General features: G+C 51.3%; 11 protein-coding genes. 7 read left to right on the top strand and 4 right to left on the bottom strand.

Features of this window, described 5'->3' with window-relative positions:
- Positions 1-8 precede the first annotated feature (8 nt).
- The 6 genes from MUB23_RS13505 to MUB23_RS13530 all read left to right on the top strand — a co-directional run bounded on the left by MUB23_RS13505 (position 9) and on the right by MUB23_RS13530 (position 5,673).
- Positions 9-776, top strand: coding sequence for an MmcQ/YjbR family DNA-binding protein (locus MUB23_RS13505; RefSeq protein WP_244801120.1), 768 nt, complete (start codon positions 9-11; stop codon positions 774-776).
- A gap of 216 nt (positions 777-992) precedes the next feature.
- A complete protein-coding gene (locus tag MUB23_RS13510; protein ID WP_244801121.1) occupies positions 993-1,478 on the top strand; it encodes a MarR family winged helix-turn-helix transcriptional regulator in 486 nt (161 codons plus the stop codon).
- A gap of 131 nt (positions 1,479-1,609) precedes the next feature.
- On the top strand, positions 1,610-2,785 hold the full coding sequence (locus MUB23_RS13515; RefSeq protein WP_244801122.1) for an ArsA family ATPase: 1,176 nt from the start codon (positions 1,610-1,612) through the stop codon (positions 2,783-2,785).
- On the top strand, positions 2,775-2,987 hold the full coding sequence (locus tag MUB23_RS13520) for a hypothetical protein (RefSeq protein ID WP_244801123.1): 213 nt from the start codon (positions 2,775-2,777) through the stop codon (positions 2,985-2,987). Before MUB23_RS13515 ends, MUB23_RS13520 begins: the two co-directional genes overlap by 11 nt.
- Positions 2,988-2,996: 9 nt before the next feature.
- A complete protein-coding gene (locus MUB23_RS13525) occupies positions 2,997-4,157 on the top strand; it encodes an ArsA family ATPase (RefSeq protein WP_244801124.1) in 1,161 nt (386 codons plus the stop codon).
- 130 nt (positions 4,158-4,287) lie between these two features.
- Positions 4,288-5,673, top strand: a complete 1,386-nt coding sequence (locus MUB23_RS13530; protein ID WP_244801125.1) for an MATE family efflux transporter — start codon at positions 4,288-4,290, stop codon at positions 5,671-5,673.
- A 93-nt stretch (positions 5,674-5,766) separates the two neighbouring features.
- On the opposite strand, the gene MUB23_RS13535 is transcribed toward MUB23_RS13530, so the two are convergent.
- The 4 genes from MUB23_RS13535 to MUB23_RS13550 all read right to left on the bottom strand — a co-directional run bounded on the left by MUB23_RS13535 (position 5,767) and on the right by MUB23_RS13550 (position 12,419).
- Entirely contained in the window at positions 5,767-7,257 is a 1,491-nt protein-coding gene (locus tag MUB23_RS13535; RefSeq protein ID WP_244801126.1) for a carboxylesterase family protein, read from the bottom strand.
- 84 nt (positions 7,258-7,341) lie between these two features.
- The gene (locus MUB23_RS13540) at positions 7,342-8,652 is read right to left on the bottom strand and encodes an SLC13 family permease (RefSeq protein ID WP_244801127.1); all 1,311 of its coding nucleotides are present in this window, start codon (positions 8,650-8,652) and stop codon (positions 7,342-7,344) included.
- A gap of 154 nt (positions 8,653-8,806) precedes the next feature.
- Entirely contained in the window at positions 8,807-10,645 is a 1,839-nt protein-coding gene (locus tag MUB23_RS13545; RefSeq protein WP_244801128.1) for a CocE/NonD family hydrolase, read from the bottom strand.
- A gap of 238 nt (positions 10,646-10,883) precedes the next feature.
- Positions 10,884-12,419, bottom strand: coding sequence for a PucR family transcriptional regulator (locus MUB23_RS13550; protein ID WP_244801129.1), 1,536 nt, complete (start codon positions 12,417-12,419; stop codon positions 10,884-10,886).
- Between the two features lie 219 nt (positions 12,420-12,638).
- On the opposite strand from MUB23_RS13550, the gene MUB23_RS13555 reads away from it, so the two are divergent.
- Entirely contained in the window at positions 12,639-13,493 is an 855-nt protein-coding gene (locus tag MUB23_RS13555) for an alpha/beta fold hydrolase (protein WP_244801130.1), read from the top strand.
- The last annotated feature ends 146 nt before the right edge of the window (positions 13,494-13,639 follow it).

The following is a 13,639-nucleotide window of genomic DNA, read 5'->3' on the forward strand; positions in this document are numbered from 1 at the left end:
CGTCCGACATGATTTCATTTCGCAGCGACGTATTAGAGCAAGCGCATAAACAATATAAAACCGAGCCGGAATACCTTTGGATGAAATATCCCGGCTATGCGATTCTCCGCCACGCGGATAATCAAAAATGGTACGGTATCCTGATGGATATTCCAAGGGACCGTCTGGGTTTGCCTGGGGACGGTTATGTGGATATTCTCGACATAAAAGTGGATCCGGATCTGGCCGGTTCCCTGTTGCTGGAGGAAGGTATTTTCCCTGGCTATCATATGAATAAGGGACACTGGATCACAGTGCTCTTGGATGGAACCGTAGATCTGGAACTGATCTTTTCCCTGCTTGACATGAGCTTTCAGCTGACTGGAAGAAAAGTCAAAGGAAAACAAACCGGTCCCCGCAATACCAAGTGGATTGTTCCGGCAAATCCCAGCTACTTTGACATTGAGGCTGTGATCGCAAAAGGCGCCGGCACACAATTCCTCTGGAAACAGAGCAATCATATCGCGGTGGGCGACACGGTTTATCTCTATGTCGCTGCGCCGGTTTCCGCTATCCGCTGCAAGTGCAAGGCCGTGGAAGTGGACATTCCCCATACGTCCAAGAACCCGAATGTCAGGATGAGCCGTGCCATGCGTTTGCAGTTGGCGGAACGGTATGATCAAACACCGGTCGGACTGGATGTGCTGAAAAGGCACGGCGTCTCCTCCGTTCGCGGTCCCCGCAGTATTCCCGCCGGTTTAATCCGGGAAATCGAGTCCCTGTATCCGGAGCAGTAACACGCTTCGTGATATGCAGAAGCGATAAAAAGCATCGTTTCGCGTCCTCTGACTCCGGATTTTCGTGCAAGATCCGTACGAAAACACCGCGCAAAACTGCGGCTGTGGATCGGGACGGCAAGATTCGTTGCAAAAAGACTTGACAAAAGAATAGTTCGGAAGTAGAATAAAATTACTTCGAGAAGAGAACTATTTGTTTGACTGACAGGTGGCGCCATGAAACTTACGGAAAACCAATGGGAACAACAGATTTATCAATTTGTCGATCAAATCAAAGATCTGCTCTCCCCGCAGATTTGGGAGAATATTCTCTTTGACTGCTCGAAAAATGAGCTCTTTACCCTCTGGCTGCTGTACCGCCGCGGGGAAAGCACCATGACGCAGGTGGCGGATTATCTCCATGTTCCTCTGAACACGGCCACCGGCATCATCGCCCGAATGGAAAAGCGGCGGCTTGTGATCCGGGAGCGGAGCGCCGAGGATAAGAGAGTGGTGACAATCCGCATGGGTGATCTGGGGGAGGATCAAATCCAGGCGATATTGAAAGAATTTCTCCACTACAGCGGCAAAGTACTGAAAGCGTTCTCCCCGGAAGAGATGGACCTGCTGCTTCGGATGATGAATCAGGTGCTCGATATTTTGCAGGAAGAACAAGGCGCAGGCGCAAAGAAGAAAAAAGTCAAAAAAATTGAAATCCAGTGACAGGAACGGACATCACCGCGTCCGCGGATGGTTCCGTTCCTATTTTACAGATAAATACTTCGAAGAAAGAACTATTCATATCAAGAACTAACATCTTTTATCTGGAAATCCAAGAAAACGGAGGCCAACCAATGAGCAGAATCTATATTTTTACCGGAAAGGGCGGAGTGGGGAAAAGCAGCGTTGCCGCCGCCCATGCGATCAAAAGTGCCGAGGAAGGAAAAAGGACCTTGCTGGTCAGCACCGACATGGCCCACAATCTGGGAGATATTTTCGAAGTATCCCTCGGCAAGGAACCGGTGACAGTGGAAGAAAATCTGGATCTCTATGAAATCGATCCCGATTACGTGATGGAGCAGGATTTCTCCGAAATCACGGCCTGCCTGGCGAAATTATTGTCCTCGGAGGCGGACGGAGAGGAACTGGGCATGCTGCCTGGGATGGATGAGCTGTTTTCTCTCCTTAAAATCGCGGACCTGTACCGGGAGGGACGGTACGATCGAATTTTCGTGGACTGTGCTCCCACCGGAGAAACGCTGTCCCTGCTGAAATTTCCGGAGCTGATGTCCTGGTATATGGAAAAATTCTTTCCGATTGGGAAGGTGGCGGTCCGCCTGCTCTCGCCGGTATCAAAGCACTTTTTCCAGGTGGAATTGCCGAACCGGACGGCAATGAATGATATCGAGCGGCTGTACCTGAAATTGGCGGAACTCCAGGAACTTCTGAAGAACCGGGAAGTCACCAGCGTCCGACTGGTGACTATGCCGGAAAAAATGGTGGTGGAGGAGACCAAGCGGAACTATATGTACATGAATCTCTACAATTTCAATGTGGACGGTTTGTATATCAACCGGATTTTGCCGGCGGATTTGAACAATGATTTCTTTGAAGAATGGATCCCGATCCAGAAACGGTATCTTGGTCAGCTGGAAGAATGCTTCCAGGCCCTGCCTATTGTCCGGATCCCCTGGTACGACGAGGAGCTGAAAGGAAGAAAAGCCGTCAACCGGATCTGCACGGACGCGCTGGCAGAATCTGCGGTATTTGAATCCCGGCCGGTGACCGGACGGGAAGTATTTGAACAAAACGCCTCCGGCTATCTTTTGACCGTGGATCTGCCTTATGTCAAAAAAGGGGAGCTGGATCTGTACCAGGCCAACACCGACGTGGTAATCCGGGTGGGAAATTTCAAGCGGAATATTCCGCTGCCCAACGTGCTGCGAAGCTATGGGATCACATCGGCAAAACTTGCGGACGGCAAGCTGCGGATTCAATTCGAAAAGGAGGGGACGGAAGATGAAGTCTGAAACGATACAAAGACTCATTCAGGCAAAAAAATACCAGAAAATGGCGCTGCGGGCCCTGCTCCCGGAAAAAGCCGCCGGACATCTGGATATCATCGAGCGGGAGTGCCGGGCATTGCTTTTGGACTGCCTAAAGGAGATGGGAACGGAGAAACAGCCGGAAGAAAAAACGGGCGGTGAAGTCAAAAAGGTGACGATTGATTAGGAGGGCGGCATGAGAATTATATTATATACGGGAAAAGGCGGGGTGGGAAAGACCAGCGTGGCGGCGGCCAGCGCCTGCCGGATCGCAGAATCCGGAAAGAATGTGCTGATCATGAGTACGGATCCGGCCCACAGCCTGGGGGATTCCCTGGAACAAAAACTGGGCAACGAACCGGTTCCCGTGGCGGACCGCCTCTTTGCCATGGAGATCGACACGGTCCGCGAAAGCGAAAAAAGCTGGGGAAACCTCAAGGGATATTTCAAGGAACTTTTGACCTCCCATGGCCAAGGCGGAATCGAAGTGGAGGAGCTTTTGGTATTTCCCGGACTGGAGGAACTGTTCTCCTTGTTCCGGATCCTGGACTTCTATGAGGAAAATGCGTTTGACGTGCTGATCGTGGACTGCGCGCCTACCGGGGAGACACTTTCTCTCTTAAAGTATCCAGAAAAGCTGTCCGGATTCATGAGGAAGGTCCTGCCGGCCAAGCGCAAAGGCGTCCAGATCGCAGGGCCTCTGGTAGAAAAACTGACAAAGATACCCATGCCGGAGGATTCGGTCTTCGACGACCTGGAGCGCGTGATGGACAAAATGGAACGGCTTCAAAAATTGCTCTTGGACCGGGAAACGGTCAGCCTGCGGATCGTAACTACACCGGAGAAAATCGTGATCCGCGAGGCAAAACGGAATTTCACCTGCCTCCATCTTTTCAATTACAATGTGGATGCCGTGATTGTAAACCGGATTTATCCGGATCGCGCGATGGAAGGGTATTTCAGTAAATGGAAAATCATGCAGCGGGAAGGATTGGCGGAGATCGAAGAGAGTTTTTCTGAGGTTCCGCGTTTTAATCTGGAACTGCAAAAGGAAGAGGTTCGAACCCTTCCGGTTCTGCGGCGGATTGGAGAAGTGCTGTTTTCCGGCGCAGACGCGTCCGAAGTTTTATTCTGTGAGGAAATCTACTCGGTAAACCGGGAGGCGGGCCAGGTGGTGTTACGCGTTCTCCTCCCCTTTGCGAGAAAGGAGGAGCTGGATCTCCGCCAGTACGAAGGGGAACTGATCTTGGGCGTGCAAAATCAAACCAGGCGCTTTCCGCTGCCGGAGGAGGCAAAGGGAAGGGAGCTCATAGGCGCAAAATGGGCGGATGGCTACTTGAACATTCGTTTTTCTTAATACGGACTTCCTTTTCACCCACATAAATCCTGATCAAGCAAAAAAGGTAAAGAAACAGTGGAAAATTGAGGGAAAAGCTGTTAGGATAGGATACAATGAGTTTTTTTGCTTTTCAGGAGGAGTAATAGGTATGTGGAAGAAACTGAAGATTCTATTTGCGCCGACCGATATGACGGAAGGGACGCCCTGGAAGAAAATCGTGGCGTTCATGATTCCCATGCTTTTGGGAAATATCGCGCAGCAATTGTACAATACCGTGGACAGCATCGTGGTCGGCCAATACGTGGGTGACAACGCGCTGGCCGCCGTGGGAAGCGCCGGACCGATTCTGAATCTTTTGCTGGTGCTCTTCATCGGGATTTCCGTGGGAGCCGGGATCATGGTTTCCCAGTATTTCGGCGCCAGAAACCGGGAAGAACTATCCAGCACCATCGGCTGCTGCATCACGCTGACGGCGATCTCGTCTGTGATTTTGATGGTGGTGGCTCCGCTGGTATCCCGCCCGCTCTTAAAACTGCTGCACACGCCGGACACAATCATCGACTGGTGCGTTTCCTATCTGGTCATTATCTTTGTGGGAATCGCCGGCATGGCCTACTATAATATTTTGAGCGGAATCCTGCGCGGACTGGGAGACTCCGTCTCAGCGCTGATCTATCTGCTGATCGCCACAGTGCTGAACATCATCCTGGACATCCTGTTTGTCACGCAGTTTCACATGGAGGTGGCGGGCGTGGCGCTGGCCACCATCATTGCCCAGGCGGTCTCTTCTGTGCTCTGTATTTTAAAATTGGCGCGCATGACCGATATTTTTGATCTGAAACTGCGGTATTTGCGCCCGAAGCGCAAGCACACGGCCAATATCATCCGCTTGGGCCTGCCTTCCGGCTTCACCCAAATGATTCTATCCATGGCCATGATTCTGGTCCAGTCGCTTTCGAACCGGTTCGGCGAAATGTTCATTGCCGCAAACGTTATTGTAATGCGCGTGGACGGCTTCGCCATGATGCCGAACTTTTCCTTCGGCACGGCCATGACCACCTTTGCCGGGCAGAACGTAGGCGCGCAGAAATATGACCGAGTTCAGCAGGGCGCGAAACAAGGAACCCTGATCGCCATGGGCGTGTCCACTGTGATCACATCCTTGATCCTGATCTTTGGAAAGGGATTGATGGGGATTTTCACCGAAACCGCGGAGCTGGTGGAACTGAGCCGGTATATGATGGGGATTCTGGCTGTCGGCTATATTGCCATGGCAGTGACCCAGAGCCTGTCCGGCGTGATGCGGGGCGCGGGAGACTCCATGACGCCGATGTGGATTTCGCTGGTGACCACGGTGCTGATCCGGATCCCCATCGCCTACGGCATCTCCTGGCTGACCCGGACGGAAGAACTGCCCTTCGGACGGAGCGAATGCGTCTTTGTATCCCTTTTGATCTCCTGGGTTCTGGGAGCTGTGATCACTGCGTTTTTCTACCGCAGAGGAAAGTGGAAGACCAAAGCGCTGAGGGATTGACGGACGAAAAAAAGGAAGAGGAGAATGGGAATCCTCTTCCTTTTTTCTATTCATCAGATGTTCTTACACCGGATTTCTCCAAAGGAGATTCCTTTACGGCATCCACTTCTTCTCCGCAAAGCGGTCCTTCCAGAAAGCAAAGTCTTTCTTCCAGTACCCTCGATCCAGCTCCCACTGTTCCCCGATGGCCATCACCGCGCCGTCCGGCTCGTACTTCGGCCATTCCGGAATCGCGGGAGTATTGGGATCTCCGGATTTTGCGAACGCGGCCCATACATCCATCATCTGGAAGGAGAGCTGTTCCGGCGCGCCTTCCGGGATCAGATTGCCGAATACATAGTTGCAGGGGGCGCCGTGGAGGGCGCGCCAGCCTTCCTTCGGATCCCGGAGGCGGAACGTAAACTCGTAAACCGGGATATGAGAGCAGCAGGCGCGTCCGATCCATTCGCCGCCCAGCCGTAGCCCAAGATCATTGTGCACGGACATGTAAGCTTCCTTCTCCGTCATCTCCGGATGGAGCAGGCGGAACGCCTCCATGTCAGCCTCAGTGACCACTTTATCGCTGTTTCTTTGAATCACGGAAGCCTTGGTTTCCTCCGTGTTCATTTTCAGGAACATCTGATCGTATTCCCCTTCACTGCCCCCGATCATCAGTGCCTTCGCCTTGAAATCCCCCTCTGTCAGACGGCGGAAAGCCTCGCTGCTGACAGTCAGTTCATCTTGAACCGGAGAGAAGAGTTTGCTGGCCTTGCTGCCGCCGTAGCGGAAACCAAAAAGTTTTTTCTGTGCCTCCAAAATTTGCTCCGCGGACAAAGCCAATGCTTCCTCAAGGCTCGATACCCCGGCCAGCTCCAAAAACTTGCGGCCGATCTCCTCACTGGTATCCATTGCGACGGTGCCCAGATCCGTCATATAGGAGCTTTGGATGATGGCTTTCTGGAAAAATTCTTCCGCTTCCGGTATCACCAGCAGATGGCTGATGGCGTTGGAGCCGGCGGAATGACCGTACATGGTAACATTTTCCGGATCGCCGCCGAAAGCCTCAATGTTTTGATTCGTCCATCTCAGCGCGGCGATCAGATCGAGGAGCGCCAGGTTGTTGCTGAAACGGTAAGCTCCGTCCGGATCCACACTGCTGAGGTTTAAGCTGCCCAGCACGCCGACCCGGTAATTGGGGGCTACCACCAGAAGATCCGGATGAACTTTCACCAGCTTCTCCGGCAGATTCAAGCGTTTATAATTGTACCCCATGATATAGGAGCCGCCGTACACCCAGAACAGGACGGCTTTTTTCGGCGTTTTCAGGTCAGCGGCCCAAATATTCAGGTTCAGGCAGTCCTCCGAAGTGGGAACATCGAGAAAATCTCCGTTTCTTTTGGCAAAAAAAGGATCAGGCTCCGCCTGAATCGGGGCAGGGCCATAGGCCTTGGCTTCCAGTACTCCGGAGAAGGGGGGAATGGCCTTTGGAGCCTGCCAGCGCCCGGCCTTGGCGAAAGGGATATTCAGGAAGGTATACACGCCTTCCTCCCCCTGAAATCCTTCGATGGTTCCGCAAGGCGTGGTTACGGTTGCAATATTACTCATAAAAATCTCATTCCTTTCTTTATTAGCGGCTGAAAAAAATCCTCCTCCCAAAAGGAAGGAGGATTTAAAATTTTACCGTATGATTTAGATCGGAAGCATTCCGGTTACGACCATGAAGGCAAGCATCAGAAGGCTGAATCCATAGATCGGTACGAGAGAATACTTCAGGTGATCCTTCATCTCCACGCCTCCGGCCAGGCTTAATGCCAGGTAGGGCGCGGCATTAAAGAGATTTACATTGGCGCTGATTACACCGGTGGCAAACACCGCCCCCAGCACCTGCTCTGCGGTAAAACCAAGTCCCAGGCTGGTAACAATAGGAATCAGGGCAGGCAGGATCACCGAGTTTTTCGTGCCGCCGATCGTGATCGAGAGCGGCAGGCTCAGCAGACAAAGAATAAACGGCAGGTGAGTCAGGAATCCGGAATTTACGTTGGCTGCAATGTAGTTGGCCAGATCATTGAGGGCTCCGGTTCCGCCGTTGATTCCAACCAGGACACCGACGCCGAGCATCGTGAAGGCCATGTTCAGTGCGACCGGCGAGTGACGTTTCATATACTCACCGCGCTCTTTAGCCGAGTGAAAATTGACCATCAGAAGCAGCACGTAGCCAAAACCAAAGCCAACGTTGGTGCTGATCTTTCCGGACAGCAGCGCGATCAAGAGCACAATCGTGACGACTCCGTCAAAGATCGCAACACCTTTTCCGTAAGGCAGCTCCACCGGCTTGCTGATCTCTGCCTTCATCACATCAAATTCTTCCTTTGTCATTCCTGCGCCGTGACGCTTTTCGAGGATGGAAATTGGAATACACATCAGGAGCAGAGCAACGATACAGAAAATAATCAGAGGACGCAGGAACAGATATACATTATAGACGTCCACGCCCACATAGGAAGCAGCCTCATTGATGCCAGGGGCCCAGGGCAGCAGGATGATAATACCGGAGCCAAGGCTCTCCACAAGGAGAAGCGCGGTGGCACGGATCTTCTGTTTTTCAAATACCGGGCGCATCGTCGGGATGGTGCAGAGCGCCGTGGTAGCGCCGGAAGCACTGAGGGCGCTGGCCATGGAAAGTACCGCCGCCACCAAAACACTGCCAAGTACACTGTTTCCCAGGAAGCGCATGATGAACTTGACCAGGGCGTTAAACACGCCGGCTTCTGTCAGGATGTTAAAGTACAGTACGGCAAAAACCATCAGGAATAGAGTACCAGATACGGATTTCAGACCGTTTCCGATGAAGCCGTTGATCTCCGCTAGGGAAAATCCCATAAAGAGTGCTGCGATGATCGGGACGCCGGTAAAGATGACGCCCGGGCTGGCGGGTGCTTTAAAGACAAGCACAATGATCGCCAGCAGCATAATGAGTGTGATAATGACATTAACTGACATAGTTTCCTCCTCCGTCTCTGACGCCGTTCCAGCCGGTCCGGCGCCGTTTTTTTCTTAGTATCTGTATCATAATGATTTCTGTGTGATTCGACAATGGACACTGTGCACAGAAACCAAAATCCGATTTTAGGCAAGTCTCATGCAAATACTATCTCTAGTTTGCATAGATATCGGGAATTTCCAGATAAGTGCCAGCCTTTCCGCCTAGATAGAGACGAACACTCGGCGTCTCACCATTCGGATCCGCCTCAAACTCACTCCGGCCCAGATAATACATCCGATCCATCGAGTGGGAGATGGTCATGCGCAGGCAGTGTCCAGCCGGAAGCTCATAGGAGACCGGCATCAGATCAATCCAAAGCTCATATTGCTTCCCCTGTTCCAAAAGCTGGACTGAGTCTGATGTACAAGGGTGCCAGGGAAGGCCCAGAAAATCATAGGGAGGCGCAGCCGTTTTCCGCAGAGACGCACGGAGATGGCCGTCGCTAAACGGAAACGCCAGGCCGCTTTCCGGATCATAGTCGCTGAGAGTCAGAAAAAAGTCCAGATCCGATACGGTTTTTCCGGAGGCGTTCGGTTCCAATGAAAATACAATATGGCCCATGGGATGACCAATCACCGGAAGCCGGTCCGTGAGAGGCGCTGTCGTAAAGACGATTCCTTTCTGGTCCACGCCCAACCCATCTTCCCTGGTTGTAATCTGCGTCTCTACATCACTGCGAATTCCATAGACCGCCGGATAGCGCAGGTTTGCTTCTGGAATCGGAGTGTGGGAGAGGAGTCCATGGTCCTGGGAAGGGCCGGATGGATGTTTTTCGGTCGTTGGATAAAAAAGAGTTCGTTTTCCCTCTTGCGCCGGCCAGCACCCGACGGGCTGGTAGGTGCCGGTCCCTTCTTTGCAGAATGTCCTTTTTTCAAAATTGTAGTGTGCGAGCCTCAGATAGATCGGAGGTTCCTCCATCACTCCGTTTTCAATTCCTTTCATCCAGTAATCAAACCATCGGAGAATCTCCGGCTGCCAGGTCGGGTCCTCCCTTTTTCCTACGTGATACCAGGGACCAAACGCCAGCTTTTTCGGCAGATTCAGATTTTGGTACATCACAAAGGTATCCCGGCGGAACACGTCAAAGCAGCCTCCGGCCAGATAGACAGGCACGCCAGAAGCATTGATGGCGTCGAGATAGGTGCTGGCGCTGAGATATTTCCAAACCTCCCCTCCAAAGCGTTCATCGAAGCTGTCCCGATAAATCAGATCTCTCTGGATGGTCAGCTGTAATCCATTTTTGACATGATCCCGGAGCGCCTGCTTTAACAATACCTTATCCGGATCTTCGTCCACTGGAACGGTTTCAGCCGCCACCTCCTCAATCTGCTTTTCCAAGGCTTTTTCGTCCGATTCCCAGATAAAATCCGGGTTTCTCCCATAGGCCCGCGGAATTCCTCCCCGCACCCAGCCATCATAACGGTTGAAGTCGGTTTGGCCGATAAAGGCGGCTGCCAGATGCTTCGGGCATTGGGAAAGAATCCCCAGTTGGGTCTGACCGTGATAGGAAAGCCCGACGGTAGCTACCTTCCCATCACAAAAAGGCTGAGCCGCCAGCCATTCCACAAGCTCCGCTCCATCCTTCGCTTCTGTTCTGGAATTCACCACCTGGCGCACACCGAAAGACGCGCCGGTTCCGCGCGGCTCTGCAATCACCAGGACATAACCATAAGTGGTCAAGGGCAAAAGGCCGATGCTTTCCGTTGTTGTGGTCTCCGGCACGCCATCTATCACCTTGCCAGTATATTTCCGTCGGGCATAGGGCGTATAGTGCAAAATGACAGGAAGGGGACCGGCCTTACGGCCATTTTTTAAGGGGAAATAGAAATCGGCTGCCAGTCGGGTTCCATCCGAGAGCTGTACATAACGGCTGATGCGCTCCCGGGATTCATAGACTGGTCCGGAGTAACCTTCGTATCGTCCGAACTCTGAAATCTTTTTTGTTTCCATAATTCCTCCTGGTGATCTATTTTATATTTGAATAAATAGAACTTATCTCGAAGGGATGGGGAATACAATGGACGTTTTGCCCAAAAAGAAAATCCTGCGAATGGGCAGGATTCATAAATCGAATGGGATCAGATAAAAACTTGTGAAAATCGCTTGTTTTTTTAGAAAAATGCCGATAGAATAGGAAAACAGATCCCCCTGGTACAGGCGCCCAAAATCTCGAATCATCTGGAGCGGTTTACGATCCTGGCGAATATTTTTTTACTGGATGAAGCAGATCCTCCTTCCGGTATTTTTCTGCGTAATTCATCACCATGGCGGAGAGCATAAGCATCATTTGCAGATTCCAGTCGTCCAGACTGCGGCCGATGATCTCCTCAATCCGGCTGATTTTATTGATCACTGTGTTTCGATGAAGATACAGGTCCTTGGCCGTCTTGGTTGTGTTGCAGTTGTTTTTGATGTACGCTTCCAATATTTCGCAAAGGTTATCATGTTCTTCGATATCATGCCGCTTTAGGATTGTATATTTGGGCGTGCAGAGATAGATCAGGTTGTTTTCATGAAAATCATAGCCGAACCGTTGACACAGGTCGATCAGGTGGTAAGTCGTGTAATCGTCATAGTAAAATAAACGCTGGTTCGGATCGCTGTTGAGCGCCTTGCCAAGGGCGATTGCCGCCTTTGTTTGAAGGTAGATCGGGCGGATGGAGGAGATAAAAGAAGACTTGTTCCCGATCGAGGCATACGCATGATAGCGTTCCAATAGTTTTTGCAGCCGTTCTTTGTCAAACGGAATCTCCCAAACGCCCTTTGGGGTTTTTGCCAAAAGGATCAGATCCCCCTGGTAGACCGCGGTGTGGCTAAAGGGAAAAATTTCCGAAAGCGCATGCAGAATCAGCCCGGTAGGCAAAGACTTTTGGTCTGTCTCAAAACTCACGACAATACAGGTATAGTATTTCGGGGGAAGCACCGGCAGCCGGAACAGACGGCTGGCAAGCTCCTCCTCGCCGGAAATTTTTCGCTCGATCAGATCTCCGATCAGGGAAGAAAACTCCGTATCCGATTCAAACTGTTCCCGGTTATTGATCAAGGAGTGCTCCCGTATGAGGGATACCAAAATCTTAACATAGTCAAAAAGCGCTGCATCCCTTCGGTTTGTTTCAGTGAAAACCAGCAGGCGTCCAAAAGTGTTGGTCCGATATTTTAACTGCGCGAGTACGCCGTAGCTGTTTGGCTCCAGCAGCGCCTCATAGAGATCCGGCGGCACGGATGCCGTTTTCCGGCTAGGAGGCGGAGACTGCAAAAAGGTATCAATGCTGTCGGCGGACAGATAACCGCAGGAGAGCAGCTGCTGAATATAGGCGTTCTCAAAGGCATAATCCACGTTGGACGCAATCAAACGGTACCCGCTGTTTAAAAGAAAAAGCGGAATATGGAGCCGGGCCGCCGCCTCATCTAAAAGCGGCTGGGCATCTTTGCTGCGGCAGGCGGAAAGGTAAAGACGGTTGATCCATTGGGAAAAATCAAAAAAGCAGCTGTTTGCCCGGTTTAAAATTTCCTGTGTGGACAGACGGCAGAATAAGCAGGCGATATCCTTCCGCCAAAAGGCTTCTTCCAGCGAGGCATCCTCACCAGATAACAAAAGCATGGTTTGGGAAGTCAAAGATCCCTGGTGGAGCAGCCGCGCCGCTGTCTCGACGGAACCAATATAGACCGTATCCTCGTTTGCAGGAGACGGTTCTTCGGATAAGATTTGTATGTTTTTGACCAAAAGGCTGTTTTCCGAAGGGAAAACCATTTTTAGCTGGCAGTCGGAAAAACTTTGAATTAAAATAGAAAATGTAAACAGGAAGAAAACCCCCTTTCTTCGGTGTAGCATAAGAATATCAGATTTTTTGTCAGATTTCAACGAAAATGTGCAGATTGTCTTGCCTAAAGCAAAGAGCGATTCGGCATCGTTATGGGGCAGAACTTCAGAGGAGGAATGAAAATGCACTTAGAATTAAAAGACACCACCCTATATTATGAGGAATTTGGCCAAGGAAACCGGTATATCCTGTCTGCGATGCAGCAGCTGGATCCAGACCGAAAAGGCTGGCCCTATGATCTGGCGGAGGAAGGGTATCATGTTTATGCCATTCAGATGCGCGGATATGGGCAGTCTGCTCATGTAGAGGAGGGCTATGGAGAAAGCTGGTATGATGTCTGGGCCGATGACGTCGCAGACTTTGCCACAGCCAAGGGAATCCACCGCTTTCTTTATACGGGAGCCTCTGATGGAGGCGGGGTCGGCTGGCATCTTTGCCTGCGCCACCCGGAACGTTTGGTTGCCTTCGCAGGGCTGGCTGCCGGCCCTCATTCCCGCAGTATCGGAAAAATTTCGCCGAGCCGAAAGTATACGATCGACGCAGCCGGCAGCAAGGCCGCGGTAGACCAGCTGGCAAAGTATCACCGCCAACGGATATTATACTTTGCCAAAAAGTTTGCTTCGGATCCGGAGCTGAAAGAAGAATTTTTACAGAAGGCAGAAAAGATTTACGAGCTGAAGATCAACATGAAACCGGAAGAAATGAAAATTCAGCCCGGGATCACGCTGCCTTGGCTCAAAACCGACGAGGAGGTGTTGGAGGCTCTTTCTTCGATTCCATTTCCGGTGCTTCTTTTAATCGGAATGAAAGATGCGATGGTGCCAATCAGCAAGACCATCCAGCCCCTCTCTGCAATTGAAAACGCCAAGGCCGTCTTTTACCAGGAGGCGAATCATCTCCTGTACTATGGAAGACGTGAGGATGTACGGCGGGAGATCGCCTCTTTTGCGGCCGAAGCTTTTGCGAAGGAAGAATAACACGAATTGCCCATTCCACCGGCATCGTTCTTGTGCAAACTATCCATTGTAGAAAAACTAAATAGATTTTATGATATTTTAAGAAATATAAAGTCATCAGCCGTCAATCCAATTCAGGATTCCGGAGAAGTACGGCGGTAAGGGAA

The organism is Cuneatibacter sp. NSJ-177 (assembly GCF_022867805.1).
Lineage (GTDB): Bacteria > Bacillota > Clostridia > Lachnospirales > Lachnospiraceae > Pseudolachnospira.

Coding starts and splice junctions, on each gene's coding strand:
- MUB23_RS13505 (WP_244801120.1), top strand. CDS start 9: ATGATTTCATTTCGCAGCGACGTATTAGAGCAAGCGCATAAACAATAT.
- MUB23_RS13510 (WP_244801121.1), top strand. CDS start 993: ATGAAACTTACGGAAAACCAATGGGAACAACAGATTTATCAATTTGTC.
- MUB23_RS13515 (WP_244801122.1), top strand. CDS start 1,610: ATGAGCAGAATCTATATTTTTACCGGAAAGGGCGGAGTGGGGAAAAGC.
- MUB23_RS13520 (WP_244801123.1), top strand. CDS start 2,775: ATGAAGTCTGAAACGATACAAAGACTCATTCAGGCAAAAAAATACCAG.
- MUB23_RS13525 (WP_244801124.1), top strand. CDS start 2,997: ATGAGAATTATATTATATACGGGAAAAGGCGGGGTGGGAAAGACCAGC.
- MUB23_RS13530 (WP_244801125.1), top strand. CDS start 4,288: ATGTGGAAGAAACTGAAGATTCTATTTGCGCCGACCGATATGACGGAA.
- MUB23_RS13535 (WP_244801126.1), bottom strand. CDS start 7,257: ATGAGTAATATTGCAACCGTAACCACGCCTTGCGGAACCATCGAAGGA.
- MUB23_RS13540 (WP_244801127.1), bottom strand. CDS start 8,652: ATGTCAGTTAATGTCATTATCACACTCATTATGCTGCTGGCGATCATT.
- MUB23_RS13545 (WP_244801128.1), bottom strand. CDS start 10,645: ATGGAAACAAAAAAGATTTCAGAGTTCGGACGATACGAAGGTTACTCC.
- MUB23_RS13555 (WP_244801130.1), top strand. CDS start 12,639: ATGCACTTAGAATTAAAAGACACCACCCTATATTATGAGGAATTTGGC.